Source organism: Variovorax sp. Soil_C_33, from assembly GCF_057656935.1.
In genome coordinates this window covers 1-18,127 of record NZ_JBDGJK010000024.1, presented here as the reverse complement: position 1 = coordinate 18,127, position 18,127 = coordinate 1, and the positions used below count along the sequence as shown (strand labels likewise).

Below are 18,127 nucleotides of genomic sequence, written 5' to 3'. Positions count from 1 at the left end.
GGATGGAAGTGTGAACTTTTTCATACACGCAGTGTAATAAAGTGAGTTACAAAGTTCTCATTCAGTAAGAATGCAAACTTTCGTTAACGCTGATTGAGAGCCGCTGGTCCGAAAGACGCCGCTTTCATAACAAGAGGACAGCAGAGCATGAACAAGTCGTATCGCAGCGTCTGGAATCCCGCGCTGGGCGCCTGGGTCGCGGTGTCGGAGATCACGGCGGCGCGCGGCAAGCGTTCCGGCGGGCTGGGCAGCCTGGTGGTGGCTGCGGGGCTGAGCGTCCTGGCGGCATCCGGCGCGGCGCAGACCGTCAACTACAGCGACGGCGCCAACCTGGCGGCGCCGATCGACACGACGCCGTCGGACGTGACGCTCAACAGCCTCGGCGCGGGCACGGCCACGCAGAGCGGCGTCGTCAGCGGTACCAACGGCATCGTCAAGACCGGCGCCGGCATCGTCGTCCTGGGCGCTTCCAACACGTACCAGGGCACCACGTCGATCAACGCGGGCGCCCTGCAGGTGAATTCCGATGCCAACCTCGGCACCGGCGGAGCCATTGCCTTCGGTGGCGGCACGCTGCGCCTGGGCGCCGACAACTTCTCCAGCGGCCGCGCGATCGTGCTCGGCGTCGCCGGCGGCACCGTCGATGTGGCCGGCACCCAAGCCAATACGCTCGGCGGCCAGATCACGGGCAGCGGCGTGCTCACGCTGCGCAACACCGGCACCAATGCGCTCGGCAGCGAGACCCAGCGCCTGAGCATCGACAACGCCGCGAACAACTACACGGGCGGAACTGTCCTGCAGGGCAATGGGACGGCCGGCCGCCTCAATGTCTGGACGCACACGACGGGCTCCTTCGGCAGCGGCCCGATCACCATCCTCGAGAACGCCGAGCTGCGCTTCCAGGACGCCACCGCGAGCGCCGGCAACCTCGCCATCACGGTGCCGGTCGGCGTCAACACCAACGTCAACGGCAGCAACAGCGGCCTCCAGTTCCAGAACGGCGCGAACGCCGGCACGGCGACGATCACCAACAACGGCGCAGGCTCCTATGTGCTGTTCGGCGGTGGAGGCGCCAGCGCGCAGCAGGCGACGCTCAACAACAACGGCGGCCGGCTGATCTTCCAGGAAACCAGCAACGGCGGCACGGCGACCATCAACAACAACAGCGGCACGCTCCAGATGGCGAACACGGCGAACCTGAGCGGCGCCACCGTCGTCAATCACGGCCAGGTCTACGTCAACGACATCAGCGCGCCGGCAGCGGCGATCGGTTCCCTGTCGGGCTCGGGGGGCGTCGTACTCGGCAATGCCACGCTGCAAGTCGGGGCGCTCGGCAAGGACGACACCATCAGCGGCGTGATCTCGAACACGGGCCCGGGGGCGCAGGACAAGAACGGGTCGCTCTACATCAATCCCGTGATGCTCGGCAACGGCGCCGTGATCAAGGTCGGCGCCGGCACCCTGACGCTGACGGGCAACAACACCTACACCGGCGGCACCACCATCAGCGGCGGCGCGCTGCAGTTGGGGGCCGGCACCGCCAGCGGCAGCGTGGAAGGCGCCATCACCAACAATGCGTCGCTGATCATCAACCGTTCGGACAACTACACCCTGGCCAACGCAATCACCGGCTCGGGCACGCTCACGCAGGCCGGCACCGGTACCACGACGGTCACAGGAGCCAACACCTACAGCGGCGGCACCATCCTGAATTTGGGCGGTCTCAGCATCGGCAGCGCGGGGGTGCTCGGCAGCGGCGCCATCACCCTCGAGGGAGGCACCTTCACCACGTCCAGCCCCATGGTGCTGGGCAACACCGTGGTCGTGGCCGGCAACGTCAATCTCGCGACCAACGGCAGCCTCGGGCTGAACGGGCCGGTGGTCCTCACTGCCGACGCGACGTTGAACCAGGTCACGCCCGCCGGTGTCGTGAACTTCGACGGCGGGATCAGCGGCGGCCACGGCATCACGCTCGACAACACCGTCGGGCCATGGGCCGACTTCGCCTTCAGATCGCCAAATACCTACACGGGCACCACCACCGTCCAAGGCAATGCGCAGCTGAAGCTGACCGGGTCGGGCAACGTTCCCGGCGACCTGCTGGTCCATCCCGGCGGCGCGGTCGTGGCGGAGGGCAGCGGCCATTTCGCGCCGACCGCGAACCTGACGATCAACTCCGTCGGCGCCACGGCGCCCGCGCCGATCTCAGGCCTGGAACTCGTCAACGCGGTCCAGACCGTCGCACAGCTCAACGGCAACGGCACCGTGGGTCTGAACGGCTCGCAACTGACGGTCGGCGCCGGTGCTTTCAGCGGCGCGATCTCGAACGGCCTCGTCACGCCTGTCAACGCGGGCTCGCTGGTCAAGGCGGGCAGCGGCACCTTGACGCTCTCGGGCGCCAACACCTACACCGGCAGCACCACCGTCAGCGGCGGCACCTTGCGTGCTGGCGCGGCCAACACCCTGAGCGCCGCCTCGGCGCACAGCGTGGCGGCCGGCGCCACGCTCGACCTGGCAGGTTTCAGCCAGAGCATGGCCTCGCTCACGAACGGCGGCACCGTCTCGCTGGTCGGCGCCGCGCCGGGTGCCGCGCTCACGGTGAACGGCCCCTACGTCGGCAACAACGGCACCCTGCGCCTGGGCGCCACGCTCGGCGCCAGCGGCCCCTCCGACCGACTGGTGCTCGATGGCGCTACCGCCGTCGCCAGCGGCAGCACCACCGTGCAGATCACCAACCTCGGCGGCCTCGGCGGCCAGACCGTGGGCAGCGGCATCGAGGTGATCACCGCGTTGAACGGTGCCACCACTACGGCGCAGACGACCAAGAACGCCTTTGCGCTCGGCGGCGCGGGTCACGTCGATGCGGGCGCCTTCGAGTACCGCCTGTACGCCGCCGACGCGGGCGGCGTCGGGGAGAACTGGTATCTGCGTTCGGAAGTGATTCCGCCGCCCCCTCCGCCGCCGCCTCCTCCCGCTCCGCCTGCGCCGCCTGCTCCGCCTGCTCCCCCGGCGCCCCCGGCACCACCCGCTCCGGCGCCCGCGCCCGCGCCGGTACCGGTCACGGCCTACCGCGCCGAGGCCCCGATGCTCGCGGCCTTGCCGTCGCAACTGCGCCGGACCGACCTGGCGATGATCGGCAGCCTGCGCAGCCGCATGGGCGACGACGATGCAAGCGGTCGCGCGGTCGCCAGCCTGACACCCGTCGGCGGTGCGCTCTCGGCCGAGCGCCGCGCCTGGGCCCGTGCGGTCTACAGCGATGTCGACATCCGCCAGTCGGACGTCGTCAGTCCCTCGACGCAGGGCCACGTCGCCGGCGTCCAGGCGGGCACCGATCTCTACGTTTCGCAGCTCGGGGATTGGCATGCCGGCGTCTATGTCGGCACGCTCGATGGCGATGCCGACCTGAGCGGCTTCGCCAGCGGCGTCCATCGCCCGGTCGGCAGCACCGACCTGCGCGCCCGCTACCTCGGCGCCTACGCCTCGTATGCCAACGCGACCGGCTTCTACGTCGACACCGTGCTGCAGTACGGCTCGCACCGCTACACCATCCGGCCGCTCGGCGGCTTCGCGGCTTCGGGCAAAGGCAACAGCCTGACGGCCTCGGTCGAGGTCGGCCAGGCCTTCGCGCTCGGCGGCGGCTGGACCATCGAGCCGCAGGCGCAGCTGAGCTATCGCAAGGCGCGCCTTGACGACCTGGCGATCCCAGGGGCGCTGGTGCAGCAGGACGATTCCGGCAACTGGACCGCCGGCCTCGGCGTGCGCGTGAAGGGCGACATTTCCACCGCGGCCGGCCGGCTGCAACCCTACGCGCGCGTCGGCGTGGTCCGCGGCAGCGGCGGCAGCGATGTCGCGCGCTTCGTCAACGGCCCCTTCGTCACGCCCATCGGCAGCACGGGCAACTACACCTCGGTCGAACTGGCAGGCGGCGCCACGCTGTCGCTGAGCAAGACCGTGAGCCTGTATGGCGAAGTCGGCAAGGTCTTCAGCGCGGGCGGCGACACCAAGGTGAAATCGTCGATCCAGGGCGCGATCGGCGTGCGCGTGCGCTGGTAGCAAAGAAAACGCGGCGGGTGGAACTCGCGTGCGCCGGGCGGGCTCGTACCGCCATGCCTGCCCTGACCACCTCCCCCGGTTCTCTTCCCCGGCGCACTGTCGCCGCCGCGCTCGTCGCAGCGCCCGTTCTCTGGCTCGGCGCCCGCGCGCAGCCGCAGGCGGCGCGGATCGCGACACCCGCGCAGACCGAGGGGCCTTTCTACCCCGTCCGCCTGCCGCAGGATGCGGACAACGATCTGCTGCGCAACGGCACGCTGAACTACCGCAGCGGCCAGCCCGCCTGGGTCGAGGGCAGCGTGACCGACCTGTCCGGCCAGCCGCTGCGCGGCGCCCAGGTCGAGATCTGGCAATGCGACCAGGACGGCCACTACCACCACCCCGGCGACGGCGGCCGCGCCGATGCCGCGTTCCAGGGCTTCGGCCGCGTGGCGGTCGATGCCGAAGGCCGCTGGCGCTTTCGCACCATCCGGCCCGTGGCCTACAGCGGCCGCACGCCCCACATCCATGTGAAGGTGAAGTTGGGCGCACGCGAGTTGCTGACGACGCAGCTCTATGTGGAGGGCGATCCGGGCAATGCGCGCGACTTCCTCTGGCGCAACCTGCCCGAGGCTTCGCGGGCGGCGATTACCGTGCCTTTCGAGCCAGCGGCGGATGGCGTGCGGGCGCGCTTTCCGATCGTCATCGCGGCCTGAGGCGGGCCGCTCTCAACGCTGCGACAGCACCCCGGCGAACATCGCGGCATCGACGTTGCCACCGGTCACCGCAATGCCGACCGTCTTGCCCTGCCAGCGCGAGCGCTGCTGCATCGCGGCCGCCAAGGCCGCCGCGCCCGCGCCTTCGGCGACATTGTGGGTGTCAGTGAACAACGCGCGCATCGCCGCGGCCACTTCCTCGTCGCTCACCGAGACCACCTCGTCGGCCTCGCGCCGGATCACTTCCAGCGCCTCCGGCACCGGCGCGCGGCAGGCCATGCCGTCGGCCAGCCGCGTGCTGACGGGGGCCTCGAGCACGCGGCCGGCCCTGAACGAATCGAGGTACGCGGTCGCATGCGCCGACACCACGCCGACGAGCCGCGTGCTGACGCCGCAGTGCGCGCGCGCCGCCGCGGCGGCCGCGAAGCCGGAGCCCAGTCCGATCGGCACGAACAGCACCTCGGGCGGCGCATCGGCCAGCGCTTCGAAGAACTCCACATAGGCGGTGGCGACACCGCGCACCAGCTCGCGGTGGAAGGAGGGCACGCGGTGCAGCCCGTCGCACTCGGCCAGCTGCGCGGCATGCTCGCTCGCGGTCTGGAATTCGTCGCCATGCTCGACCAGCGTGACGCCGAGCGCGCGCATGGCGGCATTCTTCTCGACCGAGTTGCCGAGCGGCACCACGATGGTCGCCGCGAGGCCGTGGCGCCGCGCGGCGAAGCCCACCGACTGGCCGTGGTTGCCGCGCGTGGCGCTGATGACGTGGCGCACGCCGGGCTCCTCGCGCGCCAGCGTCTCGAAGTAGGTGAGCCCGCCGCGCAGCTTGAAGGCGCCGGCCGACGTGTGGTTCTCGTGCTTGGCCCAGACCGTGCAGCCCAGGCGCTCGGCCAGCAGCGGCCAGGCGTACTGCGGCGTCGGCGGCATCGCCGCGTAGACGGTGCGGCGCGCGGCGGCGATCTCCTCGCGTGTGAATCGCATCGGCTACTTGCGTTCCGGCAGCGCGATGCGCACCGCGAGCGCGGCCAGCACACTGCCCATCACATAGCGCTGGGCCCGCAGCCAGCCTTCGCTCTTCGACAGGAAGGCCGTCAGGCGCGCGGCGCTCAGCACCAGCAACAGGTTGACGGCACCGCTCACGCCGATCTGCACCGCGCCCAGCGTCAGGCTCTGCAGCAGCACCGAGCCGCGCTCGGGATGCAGGAACTGCGGGAAGAAGGAGAGGTAGAACATCGCCACCTTGGGGTTCAACAGGTTGGTGACGAAGCCCATGCTGAACAGCTTGGCCGGCGGATCGTCCGGCAGCAGCCGGGCCTCGAAAGGCGCGGTCCCGCCGGGCTTGACCGCCTGCCAGGCCAGCCACATCAGGTAGGCCGCGCCGGCCAGGCGGATGGCGTCGAAGGCGAAGGGCACGGCGATCAGCAGCGCCGTCAGCCCCAGCGCCGCCGCCATCAGGTGCACAACGAAGCCCAGCAGCACGCCGGCCAGCGACATCAGGCCGGCCGCGCGGCCCTGGCACAGCGTGCGCGAGACGCAATAGATCATGTTGGGCCCGGGCGTCAGCACCAGCACCAGCGCGGCGAGCGCGAACAGGGCGAGTTCGGTGAAGCTAATCGGCATCTCAGATCCCCTCGGAGTCGAGCGTGACGGCGCCGCGCGGCGTATCGAACACCGCGCGGAGCCTGGGCGCGCCGGTGCTCACCGGCACGTTCGAGAGACCGATGGCCTCCATCGCCGCGTCCAGGTCGCCGGCGCGCGGATGCGCGACAGTCAGCGAACGCAGCCGGATGCCCGAATCGGCCATGCTCTCGCTCGGATGCACCGGACCCCATTCGATCAGCGTGGGCAGCGTGCCGTACATCAGGCGTTGGCCGTCGTCGCGCACCGTGATCTGCCATGCGAGCCGGCCGGCCGGCGTGTCGCGCGAGGCTTGGAGCACGCGGCCGCGGTCGATGCGCTGCCGCGCCAGGGCCTGCACCGCGGCGGAGGCATCGGGTACCTCGGCCACGAAGTGGACCAGCCGCGGCCCGCCGCGTGCCAGGCCGGCCTGCAGCGCGGCATCGTCGAGGTCGAACCAGCGCTGGGTGCCGGCAGCCCGCGTCGGCCTGGCCTTTGGATCGATGGCAATGATCTCCAGATAGGCGCGCGGGAATTCGACGGTCGCGATCTTCATCAGCCGGTTGTGCGTGCCCATCAGCGGGTGCGCGCCGCCCGGCCCGGGCGCGATGCCGAAGGTGGATTCACACCAGCGCACGCCCTCGTCGAGGCTGCGGGCGGCGATCACGAGGTGGTCGATGCGCGCGGACATGTTCATAGCGTGAGCTTGCCGTCGATGCAGGTGACCGAATCGCCGCCGATCCAGACCTGGCCTTCGGCGTCGCGCGACACATGGACGCGCCCCGCGCGGCCCAGGCACTGGCCCTGTGCCGCGAGGTAGCGGGACGGCAAGTGGCCGTCGGGGATCAGCCATTGCGCGAGGCTGGCGTTGAGGCTGCCGGTGACCGGATCTTCCTCCACGCCGATCGGCGCTGCGAAGGCACGCACCTCGAGGCCGATGCCTTCGTCCTCCGAGCGAGTGAAGGCGCGTGCCTCGCGGTTCGAGCGCGCGATCAAGGGCGGCGCTGCCTCGTCTTCCGTCGCAGGGATGCCGGCCACGCCGACCTTCTGGCCGAGCTCCTTGAGCATGCGATGGTCGGGCTTGAGCGCGAGCACGGTGTCCGCGTCGTTGAGCAGCAGGCCCAGCCAGACTGGACCGTTGTCGAGCAGCTGCGCGGCGACGATCTGCTGTGCCTTGAGGCCCAGTGCGGCGGCCACCTTGGCCAGCAGCGAGGGGCTGGGTGCGCTGCGCCTGAGCGGCGGCGCGGCGAAAACGAGGCGCTCGCCCTCGTGCCGGATCGGCACCAGGCCCGCGGCGCATTGCTGGACGATGCGATCCGCCGCCTTGGGCCGGCCGCCGGCCTGCAGCCAAGCATGGCAGCTTCCCAGCGTCGGGTGGCCGGCGAAGGGCAGCTCGCCGCCCGGCGTGAAGATGCGCACGCGGTAGTCGGCCGACGGCTCGGTCGGCGGCAGCAGGAAGGTGGTCTCGGACAAGTTGGTCCACTTCGCGAAGCTCTGCATCGCGGCATCGTCGAGGCCGGAAGCGTCCAGCACCACCGCGAGGGGATTGCCGAGATAAGGCTTGGCCGTGAAGACGTCGACTTGCTTGAAGGGGCGGGTTTTCATCGGATCATTCCAGGGCGAGGTCGAGCACGCCGCGCGCACCGGCGCGGCTGCGCAGATCGGCGAACCAGCGCTCGACGTGCGGCCAGGCGGGCCGCGTGTACTCGGTTTGCGGCAGGCCGAACCAGCGGTGCGCTTCGCAGCCTACCGGGATGTCGGCCATCGTGAAGCTGTCGCCGAGCATGAAGGCGCGCGTGGCGAGGTGTGCGTCGAGCAGCGCGAAGAGCGGCTCGGTGGCATTCACCGAATGCGCGATCACGGCCGGGTCGCGCTGGCCCGAAGGCGTGCGGATCCATTGCCTGAAGGCACCGGCGCTCACGGGATTCAGCGTGGTCTGTTGCCAGTCCATCCAGCGCTCGGCGTCGAAGCGTTCGGCCAGCCGCTCTGGATAGAACTTGCCCGGCGAATGCTTGGCGCACAGGTAGCGCACGATCACGTTCGATTCCCACAGGACGACGCGATCCTCGCCCTCGCCGTCGTCGATGGCCGGCACCAGCGCGTTCGGATTGAGCCCCAGGTATTCCGGCGTCTGGACGATGCCGAACTTGCCGCCGGCCTCGGTGCGCTGGAAATCGAGGCCCAGCTCCTGCGCGCACCACACCACCTTGCGGACGTTGATGGAGCTGATGCGCCCCCAGATATTGAGCATGGTCAGAATCCCTTCGAAGGGCGATCGATCAAGAGAAGCCGCACGGCCAGCGCGATCATCACCGTGGCGAGCAGGCCGCGCTGGAAGCCGGCAGCGCCGCGCCGGCGCTGCAGCCAGCGGCCGATCTGTCCGCTGCAGGCGCCAAGCACCGTGTTGAAGACGAGCCCGGCCAGCGAGAGCGTGACACCCAGCATCACCAGCTGCATCGGCACGCTGCCGCGCGCCGGGTCGACGAACTGCGGCAGGAAGACCATGAAGAACAGCAGCGCCTTCGGATTCACCAGGTTGTTGAGCCAGGCCATGCGCAGCACGCGCGCGAAGCCGGCACCATCGGCGCGCGCCTGCAGGCGTGCATCGCCGGAGCGGAGCGCCTGCCAGGCGAGCCACAGCAGGTAGAGCGCGCCCGCATAGCGAAGCAGGTCGAAGGCGGGCGGCCATGCCGCCACCAGCGCGGTGACGCCGGTCGCGGCGCACAGCGTGTGGACCAGGTCCGCCGCCGCGATGCCGAGGCCGGCCGCGAAGCCGGCACGCGGCCCCAGCGCGACGCCGTGCGAGAGCACGAAAGCCATGTTGGGCCCGGGCGAGAGAAACAGCGCCAGCGCCGCCACCAGGAACAGCGAGAGCGTCGCGAGGTCGATCATGGCATGCGCGGCTCGATGTAGGGCGTGATGTTCTTCATGGCGCGCGCGACGTAGGCTTCCTTCTCTCCCACCGGCGCGACGTAGTGGAGCGCAGCGGCCGCGGCCTCGGGGCCCTCGGCGCGCGCGATGATCCACGCCGCGAGGTAGGGCGACGCCAGGCAGCCGCCCGCGGTCGCCACGTTGCCGGCCGCGAAGAAGGGCTGGTTCAGCACCTCGATGCCGGCCTCCTGCACCCAGGGCTTGGTCGTCAGGTCGGTGCAGGCCGGCACGGCACCCAGCAGGCCCAGCTTGGCCAGCAGCAAGGTGCCCGAGCACTGCGCGCCGATCAGCTGGCGCGACGGGTCGAGCGCGAGCGCCGAGAGAATGGCCGGATCGGCCGCAATCTCGCGCGTGCGGATGCCGCTGCCGACGATCACGGCCTCGGCCTCGCAGGCATCCGCCAGGGATGCGCTGAGCTTCACCGTCACGCCGTTCATGGACGTGACCGAGGCGCTCGGCCCGGCCAGGCTGACGCGCCAGCCCGGCTTCTTGATCCGGTTGAGGACGCCGAGCGCGATCAGTGAGTCGAGCTCGTTGAACCCTTCGAACGTGAGGATGGCGATGTGCATCGTGATGCCTTGATTCGATGCCCGTTACACGGGACTGGCGGTGAGCTGGCGCTCGACCTCGGCAGCCGCGTTGTGCGCCAGCTGCTCGCGCACCGCCTCGGCCAGCGCGGTGACCGCGGTGTCGATCTCTTCGACGCTCGCGGTCACGAAGGACAGGCGCAGCGTACGCGGATCGCTGGCTCCCGCATAGAAGGGCGCACCCGGCACGAAGGCCACGCCGCGTTCCACCGCCTTCGGCAGCAGCGCCACCGCGTCCATGCCCTCGGGCAGGCGCAGCCACAGGAACATGCCGCCGGCCGGCTTGTTGAACTCCACGCCCAGGCCCTTCATCTCGCGCGCCACTGCGGCCAGCATCGCATCGCGCTGGCGCTTGTAGAGCGCGCGGATGGTCGGCACGTGGCGATCGAGGAAACCCTCTTTCATCACCTCGGCCACCATGCGCTGGTTGAAGCCGGGGCTGTGCAGGTCGGCCGCCTGCTTGGCCTGCAGCAGCTTCGGAAAGATCGCCTTGGGCGCCACCATGAAGCCCAGCCGCAGGCCCGGCGCCAGCACCTTCGAGAAGGAGCCGAGATAGACGCAGCCGTCGGGATTGCGCGCGCTCAGCGGCAGCGGCGGGGCTTCGTCGAACCAGAGGTCGCCGTAGGGGTTGTCCTCGACGATCGGAAGACCGGCCTTGGCGGCCGCGGCCGACACCGCGGCGCGGCGCTCCTCGGTCATCGTGCGCCCGGTGGGGTTCTGGAAGTTGGGCAAGAGGTAGACGAAGCGTGCGTCCTTTGCCTTGGCGACCAGGTCATCGACCAGCACGCCCTCATCGTCGCTGGCCACGCTCACGGGCTCGGGCTCCATCGGCGAGAAAGCCTGCAGCGCGCCCAGGTAGGTGGGCGTCTCGACGAGGACGCGGCTGCCGGGATCGAGCAGCACCTTGGCGAACAGGTCCAGGCCCTGCTGCGATCCGGTGGTGATCAGCACCTGCGCCGGATCGACCGGCCAGGGCAGCATTGCCGCCACCGCCTCGCGCAGCGGGGCGTAGCCTTCGCTGGCGGCGTACTGCAGCGCGGCCTGGCCGTCCTTGTGCAGCACTTCGGCGCAGGCTTCGGCGAAGGCGCTGATCGGGAAGGTCTTGGGCGAAGGCAGGCCGCCGGCCAGGCTGATGATGCCGGGGCGCTCGGTGACCTTGAGGATTTCACGGATCACCGAGGGGTTCATCTTTTCGGCGCGGGCGGCGAGTTTCCAGTTCATGTCGTTTCCTTGGATGTGCGTGTCGTTATCGTGATGCCGCTGCGAGCGCGGCGGGCGTGCGCGGTTGCGAGAGCTTCTTGCCGGCCACCACAGTGGCCACCACCGCCCCCGCGAAGCCGAAGGTGACGATGTCGATCGGCTCGCCGAGCAGCGGCACCGCGGCGAGGATCGAGAGAAAGGGTTGCAGCAGCTGGGTCTGGCTCACGCGCAGCGCCCCGCCCATCGCGAGGCCGCGGTACCAGGCGAAGAAACCCATCCACATCGAGAACACGCCGACATAGACGAAGCCGACCCAGGCCGAGACGGCCACCGGTTGCTCGGGCCACAGCCACAGCGTGCCCGGCAGCGTGACGGGCAGCGCCATCACGCAGACCCAGCAGATCACGCGTTCTGCCCCCAGCGCAGGCGTGACCTGCGCGCCGTAGATGTAGCCCAGCGAGGCGGCGAACACCGCGCCGACCAGCAGCAGGTCGCCCCAGGCGAGGCCGAAGCCGCCGCTTTGGTCGCCCGCGCGCAGCACGGAGAACACGATCACCAGTGCGCTGCCCGCCAGCGCGCAGAGCCAGAAGCCGAGCCGCGCGCGCTGGTGCAGCACCCAGGCGGCGCAGGCGGCGGTCACCAGCGGCAGCAGTGCCGTAACCACCGCCGCATGGCTCGCGCTGACCACGCGCAGCGCATAGGCCAGCAGCAGCGGGTAGCCGATCGCGTTGCCCAGCACGGCCATGCCGAGCGGCTTCCATTGATGGCGCTGCGGCAGCGGCGGCCGCGTGACGAGCAGGAAGATCGCCGACAGCACGCCGGCCAGCGCCGCGCGGCCCAGCGTCACGAACCAGGGCGAGAGTTGCGGCGCATCCTGCGTGCCGGTGGCGAGCCGCGTCATCGGCAGCGTGACCGCGAAGAAGGCGACGCCCAGCACGCCGAGCCACATGCCCAGGGTTTCGTCCTTGATCTTCATACGCTCGCCATCCACCAGGCGGTGAGCACCAGCACGGCGGCCATGGCGCGGTTGAACCACAGCAGGCGCTGCCCCCGGGCCAGCCAGTTGCGCAGCAGCGCGCCGGCCAGCGCATAGGCGAAGTTGCTGGTGAAGGCATAGACCAGCATCACCGGCGCCACGATCGCGAGACGCTGCAGCGCGTCGGCATGGCCGGCGATCCAGCCGGCCACCAGCGTCAGCGCCAGCAGCCAGGCCTTGATGTTGAGGAACTGCAGCATCACGCCCTGCCGGAAGCCGACCGAGAGGCGCCGGCCGTCGGCCTGGCCCATCGTGGCGCTGCCGCTGAGCTTCCAGGCCAGCCACAGCAGATAGACGATGCCGAATGCCTTGATGGCCCAGCGCAGTGACGGCGCGGCGAGCACCAGCGCGCCAATGCCGGCCGCACACAGCAACAGCAGCAGGGTCCAGCCCACCGGCACCGCGAAGACGAAGCGCATGGCGCGCGGCAGGCCGCCGTTGGCGGCGAGCGTGGTCGACAGCGTGGTATTGGGTCCGGGCGAGAAACTCATCGCCGTGGCCAACACCAGCAGCGCGGTGAATTCTTGCCAGTTCATGAGACACACTCTAAACTGATGACCATTACAGTACCGATACAGATTGCCGGACAAGAGCCGAGCCTGTATCGGTCCAACGATCGACACAGAACCCGGACGCGCATGCTGACACGGACCTCGACCCAGTCGCTGACGGAACAACTCGCCGACCGCTTTTCCGAGCGCATCCGCACGCGCCTGCTGGCACCCGGCGCGCGCCTGCCCTCGGTGCGCGAATGCGCGCGGCAGCAGGGCGTGAGCCCGCACACCGTGGTCGCGGCCTATGACCAGTTGCTTGCGCAAGGGCTGGTCGAAGCCCGGCGCCAGCGCGGCTTCTATGTACGCGACTCGATCGCGGCGCAGGCCGGGCCGGCCCTGTCGACCATGGGCCCGATCTCCGAGCACGCGGCCACCAAGCCCGTGCCCGCCGATGCGAGCACCCTCATCCGCGGCATGTTCCACCGCCCGAGCGACAAGCCGCAGCCCGGCATGGGGGTGTTCCCGTCCGAATGGCTGGACTCGCCCTTCACGGCGGCTGCGGTGCGCCGCGTGACGAGCACGCGGGCGCTCAAGGATTTCTCGCTGCAGTACGGCGAGCCCGCGGGCGACAGCGGCCTGCGCCGCAGCCTGGCGACCAAGCTGGCGAACATCAACGTGCCGGCCGGGCCGGAACAGATCGTGACCACTGTCGGGGCGACGCATGCGCTCGACATCGTGAGCCGCACGCTGCTGCGCGCCGGCGATGCGGTGATGGTCGAGGAGCCCGGCTGGGCGCTGGAATTCGCGCGGCTCGAAGCGCTCGGCATGCGCATCCTGCCCGTGCCGCGCAAGGCGGACGGGCCGGATCTCGAAGTGATGGAGCGCTACTGCGACGCCGGCGACGGGCACAAGCCCAAGCTCTTCGTGAGCGTGAGCGTGCTGCACAACCCGACCGGCTACAGCCTCACGCCGGGCAGCGCGCATCGCGTGCTGCAGCTGGCGAACAAGCACAATTTCCACATCGTCGAAGACGACACCTACAGCCATCTTGCGCCCGAACATGCGACCCGGCTCAGCGCGCTCGACGGGCTGCAGCGCACCATCTACGTGAGCGGCTTCGCGAAAATCCTGGCGCCCAATTGGCGCATCGGCTTTCTCGCGGCCTCGCCGGCCCTGGTGGGGCGCATGCTGGAAACCAAGCTGCTCACGACCTTGACCACGCCCTCGCTGTTCGAGCGCGCGTTGGCATGGTGCATCGACCAGGGGCAGTTGCGCCGGCATGCCGAGCGGGTGCGGCTGCGGCTCGACGGCGCGCGCGGCCGCACCGTCAAGCTGGCGCTCGCAGCCGGCTGCACGCTGGCTTCGGAGCCGGCCGGGCTGTTCGGCTGGGTCGACACCGGCGTCGACACCGATGCGCTGACCCAGCGCATGCTCGACGAGGGCTACCTGCTTGCGCCGGGCTCGCTGTTCCATGCCAGGCGGCCGCCCAGCACCCTGATGCGGATCAACTTCGCGACGGCACAGGACGCGGCCTTCTGGAAGGTGTTCGCGCGGGTGAAGGCGCAGCTCTGAAGCCGGGAGCCTCAGAGCAGCCGGTCGGGCGCGAACGGGCCGAACAGCCTCAGCAACAGCCGCAGCCCGACGCTGGCATCGGGCTCGGTGCTGCTGTCCTTCAGTCCGCTGTTCTGCGGGGCGCGCCATACGAGGCCGTTATCGGCGCGCTCCACACGCCATGCGCCGTCGCGCATGGCGATCTCGATCTGGCCGCTCGCGACGCGGCAGAGTTCGTCGCTGCGGATCAGGAGCGCGATCTCGGTGTTCTGCAGCTGCGAACGCAGGTCGAGGTTCATCGAGCCGACCACCAGCAGCCGGCCGTCCATCACCAGCGCCTTGGAGTGCAGCATCGAGCGCGACTCGCCGGCCTCGCTGCCGCCGGCGGAGCCGAAAGCGCTGCCGAGCCCGGCCTGTTCGCTGCGCATCTCGTACAGGCCGACCCCCATCGACAGCAGCTCTTCGCGGTGCCGCGCATAGCCCACATGGGCGACCGGCGCATCGTTGGAAGCCAGCGAGTTTGTCAGCACGCGGATCCGCACGCCGCGCGCCAGTGCCGCCGCAAAGGCCTGCTTCATGTCCTGCCCGGGCACGAAGTAGGGCGAGATGATGAGCAGCTCGCTCTTCGCCTGGCCGATCAGCTGCAGCAGGCCCTCGACCACCGTTTCGCCGTCGGCAGCCGTATCGGCTGCGGCCGCGAGCGAGCTGCCGCCGCGCGCGGGGGCCGAAGGTCGCCGGCCCTGCTGCGTCACGACAAGCCCTGGCGCCTTGCCGGCGCCGGGGCTGCCGCGCGGCGTATCTGCCGGTATCTTGGCCGGCTTGTCGACCAGCACCGCCGCGGGCGCCCAGACGAAGGTGGCGCTCTTCAGATCCATCGGCTTTTCGTCCCACGCAGGGACTCGCCATCCCGTCACAGGTGCGGTGACGCGGGGGTGCGGCTCGCCGTCGGGCGGCCGCGGTACGCCGCCGGTGGCCTGCTGACCTGGTCCGGGACGCGCTTCGTCGCGGATCGCGTCGAGCTCTTCGCGCGTCACCAGCGACTGCACGGGATAGGCGCGTTCGTTGTTCCAGTAGGCATCGAAGCTTCGCGAAAGGTCTTGCACGATCGGCCCTGCGGCGAGCACATCGAGGTCGACGAAATTGCCCGCTTCGCCATTGCCGAAATAGGCGTCGCCGAGATTGCGCCCCCCAGTCACGCCGAGCACGTTGTCGGCGATGAAGAGCTTGTTGTGCATGCGCTGCTGGATTCGCGACGCATCGTCGAGCGCATTGAAGAGGCGGCCCAGGCTGGAGCCCCGCGCGCCCGCCAGCGGGTTGAACATCCGCATCTCGACGTTCGGAACGAAGGCCAGGCGCATCACCTGGGCGTTGCGTCCCGTGCTGTGAAAGTCGTCGAGCAGGATGCGCACGCGCACGCCGCGCTGTGCCGCATCGCGTACCGCCTGGAGCAGCCGGCCGGTGCTGGCGTCGGCATGAATGGCGTAGTACTGCAGGTCGAGGGTCTTCTGTGCGCCTTCGACCAGCGCGAGCCGGCTGCCGTAGGCGGCCGGCGGACCGTCGAGCAGCAGAAAACCGGATTCGGAACGGGCGCCGGCGGCGGTTCGGCGTTGCTGCACCAAGGCCGCGAGCGGCGTCCCGGCGGGGGAGGCCAGCGAAGTGGAAACCGGTCGCTGCACGTTCTTGGGCAGCTCGGCGCATGCCGGCAGCACCAGCGCAATGCCCACTGCCAGGCACCAGCGGCGGGCGGATCGTCCGAGAGCTCCGAATGCGAACATGCAGCAATTGATGAGTTTGGGTAACTACATGTATAGCGCAGCCGCGCCACGCCGCGCGTCGGACGAAAGCCCGGCTATCCCTGGCGCGCCGCGCCGAGTTCTTCCCAGCGCTCGAGAGCGGCCAACAGCTCGTCGTCGATCTGCGCATGGCGCTCGCCCAGTTCGGCTGCGCGTGATGCCTCGTTGGCATAGATGGCGCCGCCGTCGAGTTCGAGCATTTCGGTGATGCGCTTCTGTTCCTCTTCCAGGGCTGCGATCTGAGCGGGCAATGTCTCGAGCTCGCGCTGCTCCTTGTAGCTGAGCTTCTTGCGGGGCGTCGCGCGCGGGGCAGCTTCGGCGGCGGGCGCCGGCGCGGCTGAAGCGGGCGCAGACGCGGCTGCTCTTTGGGCGGCGAACTCTCGTGTGCGCTTCGACTGGATCAGCCAGTCCTGCACGCTGCCTTCGTACTCGCGCCAGTGGCCGTCGCCTTCGAAGGCGATGGTGCTGGTCACCACGTTGTCAAGGAAGGTGCGGTCGTGGCTGACGAGGAACACCGTGCCGTCATAGTTCTGCAGCAGGTCTTCGAGCAGCTCCAGCGTGTCGATGTCCAGGTCGTTGGTCGGTTCGTCGAGCACCAGCACATTGGCTGGCCGTGCGAACAACCGCGCGAGCAGCAGGCGGTTGCGTTCCCCGCCGCTGAGCGATCGCACCGGCGAATGCGCGCGCGCCGGCGAGAACAGGAAATCCGCGAGATAACTCTTGACGTGCTTGCGCTGGTTGCCGATCTCGATCCACTCGCTGCCGGGGCTGATGAAGTCTTCCAGCGTGGCGTCGAGATCGAGCGCATCGCGCATCTGGTCGAAATACGCCACCTGCAGGTTGGCGCCGCGGCGGATCTTGCCGCTGTCGGGCTCGAGCTCGCCGAGGATCAGCTTCAGCAACGTGGTCTTGCCGGCGCCGTTCGGGCCGATCAGGCCTACCTTGTCGCCGCGCAGGATGGTGCCGGTGAAGTTCCGGATGACGGTCTTCTCACCGAAGGCCTTGGAGGCTCCCGTCAGCTCCGCGACGATCTTCCCGCTCGACTGGCCGGCGGCGACGTCCATATTGACGCTGCCGACCACTTCGCGCCTGGCCGCGCGGTTGGAGCGCAGCGCCTCAAGGCGGCTGATGCGGCTCTGGCTGCGCGTTCGGCGCGCTTCCACGCCCTTGCGGATCCAAACCTCTTCCTGTGCGAGCAACTTGTCGGCCTTGGCGTTGATGACCGCCTCCTGGGCCAGCTGTTCTTCCTTCTGGATCAGGTACTGCTCGAAATTGCCCGGGTAGGACCCGAGCTTTCCGCGGTCGAGCTCCACGATGCGCGTGGCGACGCGGTTCAGGAAGCTGCGGTCGTGCGTGATGGTGACGACACTGCCCTTGAAATCGATCAGCAGCTGTTCGAGCCATTCGATCGAATCGAGGTCGAGGTGGTTGGTGGGTTCGTCGAGCAGCAGCACGTGGGGCGCGGCCACCAGCGCCTGTGCCAGCGCCACGCGCTTGCGGGTGCCGCCCGACAGTGCGCCGATGCGTGCGCTGCCGTCCAGGTGCAGGCGATGGAGCGTTTCGTCGACGCGCTGCTCCCAGTTCCAGGCGTCGAAGGCCTCGATTTGCGATTGCAGCGCGTCGAGGTCGACTCCCGCGGCGCCGGACAGGTACTGCTCGCGAATGGCGATCACCTCCGCCAGGCCTGCGCTGGCCGCCGTGAAGACGTCGGCATCCATGTCCAGCAGGGGCTCCTGCGCCACATAGGCGACGCGCAATCCTTGTTGAAACTGCAGCGTGCCGTCGTCAGGCTTTTCCAGCCCGCCCAGGATCTTGAGAAGAGAGGACTTGCCGGCGCCATTGCGGCCGATCAGGCCGATGCGCTCCGATTCGATGAGTGAGAAGTCCGCGTGATCGAGCAGCGGGACGTGGCCGAACGCGAGTTGCGCGTCGAGAAGTGTGATGAGTGCCATGTGACGCCGATTATCGGAGGACTGGCTTGCCGAGCCTCAAATTTGGCATATACTCGTGGGCTCGGCTCAAAACGACCCGTTGCCTTGCTTCCAACGAAGCACTGTGCAGGTCGATGAAGGCAAGAGCTTCGAGCGTGGCGGGTGGTTCAAAACCGTGTCATAATCGAGGGCTCCGCTCAAGACAGCGAGCAGCTTGGGATCCTGAAGGGGTTCGAGGTGGCGAG

The 18,127-nt window shown here is 69.4% G+C and carries 15 protein-coding genes; 3 read left to right on the top strand and 12 right to left on the bottom strand.

Features of this window, described 5'->3' with window-relative positions:
- The first annotated feature begins 147 nt into the window (after window positions 1-147).
- Both AC3A6B_RS27280 and AC3A6B_RS27275 read left to right on the top strand, forming a co-directional pair.
- Window positions 148-4,053, top strand: coding sequence for an autotransporter outer membrane beta-barrel domain-containing protein (locus tag AC3A6B_RS27280; protein WP_487839768.1), 3,906 nt, complete (start codon window positions 148-150; stop codon window positions 4,051-4,053).
- A 53-nt stretch (window positions 4,054-4,106) separates the two neighbouring features.
- Window positions 4,107-4,745, top strand: coding sequence for a dioxygenase family protein (locus AC3A6B_RS27275; RefSeq protein WP_487839767.1), 639 nt, complete (start codon window positions 4,107-4,109; stop codon window positions 4,743-4,745).
- A gap of 12 nt (window positions 4,746-4,757) precedes the next feature.
- On the opposite strand, the gene AC3A6B_RS27270 is transcribed toward AC3A6B_RS27275, so the two are convergent.
- Genes AC3A6B_RS27270 through AC3A6B_RS27225 form a run of 10 tightly spaced genes read right to left on the bottom strand, consistent with a single transcriptional unit; the run spans window position 4,758 to window position 12,649 of the window.
- Window positions 4,758-5,723 carry a threonine dehydratase gene (locus tag AC3A6B_RS27270; RefSeq protein ID WP_487839766.1) on the bottom strand — a complete coding sequence of 322 codons (966 nt, stop codon included), beginning with the start codon at window positions 5,721-5,723 and terminating at the stop codon, window positions 4,758-4,760.
- A 3-nt stretch (window positions 5,724-5,726) separates the two neighbouring features.
- Window positions 5,727-6,362, bottom strand: a complete 636-nt coding sequence (locus tag AC3A6B_RS27265; protein WP_487839765.1) for a LysE family translocator — start codon at window positions 6,360-6,362, stop codon at window positions 5,727-5,729.
- Between the two features lies 1 nt (window position 6,363).
- The gene (locus AC3A6B_RS27260; protein ID WP_487839815.1) at window positions 6,364-7,050 is read right to left on the bottom strand and encodes a VOC family protein; all 687 of its coding nucleotides are present in this window, start codon (window positions 7,048-7,050) and stop codon (window positions 6,364-6,366) included.
- Between the two features lie 2 nt (window positions 7,051-7,052).
- On the bottom strand, window positions 7,053-7,964 hold the full coding sequence (locus tag AC3A6B_RS27255) for a PhzF family phenazine biosynthesis protein (protein ID WP_487839764.1): 912 nt from the start codon (window positions 7,962-7,964) through the stop codon (window positions 7,053-7,055).
- 4 nt (window positions 7,965-7,968) lie between these two features.
- Window positions 7,969-8,610 (bottom strand): glutathione S-transferase, encoded by a 642-nt coding sequence (locus AC3A6B_RS27250; RefSeq protein ID WP_487839763.1) that lies wholly within the window; start codon window positions 8,608-8,610, stop codon window positions 7,969-7,971.
- Window positions 8,611-8,612: 2 nt separating this feature from the next.
- A complete protein-coding gene (locus tag AC3A6B_RS27245) occupies window positions 8,613-9,251 on the bottom strand; it encodes a LysE family translocator (protein WP_487839762.1) in 639 nt (212 codons plus the stop codon).
- On the bottom strand, window positions 9,248-9,859 hold the full coding sequence (locus AC3A6B_RS27240) for a DJ-1/PfpI family protein (RefSeq protein WP_487839761.1): 612 nt from the start codon (window positions 9,857-9,859) through the stop codon (window positions 9,248-9,250). The genes AC3A6B_RS27245 and AC3A6B_RS27240 overlap by 4 nt, the downstream gene beginning before the upstream one ends.
- A 24-nt stretch (window positions 9,860-9,883) precedes the next feature.
- Complete coding sequence (locus tag AC3A6B_RS27235) at window positions 9,884-11,098, bottom strand: aminotransferase-like domain-containing protein (protein WP_487839760.1); 1,215 nt, start codon at window positions 11,096-11,098, stop codon at window positions 9,884-9,886.
- A gap of 25 nt (window positions 11,099-11,123) precedes the next feature.
- Complete coding sequence (locus AC3A6B_RS27230) at window positions 11,124-12,053, bottom strand: DMT family transporter (RefSeq protein ID WP_487839759.1); 930 nt, start codon at window positions 12,051-12,053, stop codon at window positions 11,124-11,126.
- Window positions 12,050-12,649 (bottom strand): LysE family translocator, encoded by a 600-nt coding sequence (locus tag AC3A6B_RS27225; RefSeq protein ID WP_487839758.1) that lies wholly within the window; start codon window positions 12,647-12,649, stop codon window positions 12,050-12,052. The genes AC3A6B_RS27230 and AC3A6B_RS27225 overlap by 4 nt, the downstream gene beginning before the upstream one ends.
- 102 nt (window positions 12,650-12,751) lie before the next feature.
- On the opposite strand from AC3A6B_RS27225, the gene AC3A6B_RS27220 reads away from it, so the two are divergent.
- A complete protein-coding gene (locus tag AC3A6B_RS27220) occupies window positions 12,752-14,179 on the top strand; it encodes an aminotransferase-like domain-containing protein (RefSeq protein WP_487839757.1) in 1,428 nt (475 codons plus the stop codon).
- Between the two features lie 11 nt (window positions 14,180-14,190).
- Here the strand turns inward: AC3A6B_RS27220 and AC3A6B_RS27215 are convergent, their stop codons facing one another.
- Together AC3A6B_RS27215 and AC3A6B_RS27210 are read right to left on the bottom strand one after the other, a co-directional pair.
- A complete protein-coding gene (locus tag AC3A6B_RS27215; protein ID WP_487839756.1) occupies window positions 14,191-15,933 on the bottom strand; it encodes a phospholipase D family protein in 1,743 nt (580 codons plus the stop codon).
- Between the two features lie 74 nt (window positions 15,934-16,007).
- Complete coding sequence (locus tag AC3A6B_RS27210; protein WP_487839755.1) at window positions 16,008-17,903, bottom strand: ATP-binding cassette domain-containing protein; 1,896 nt, start codon at window positions 17,901-17,903, stop codon at window positions 16,008-16,010.
- Window positions 17,904-18,127 lie beyond the last annotated feature (224 nt).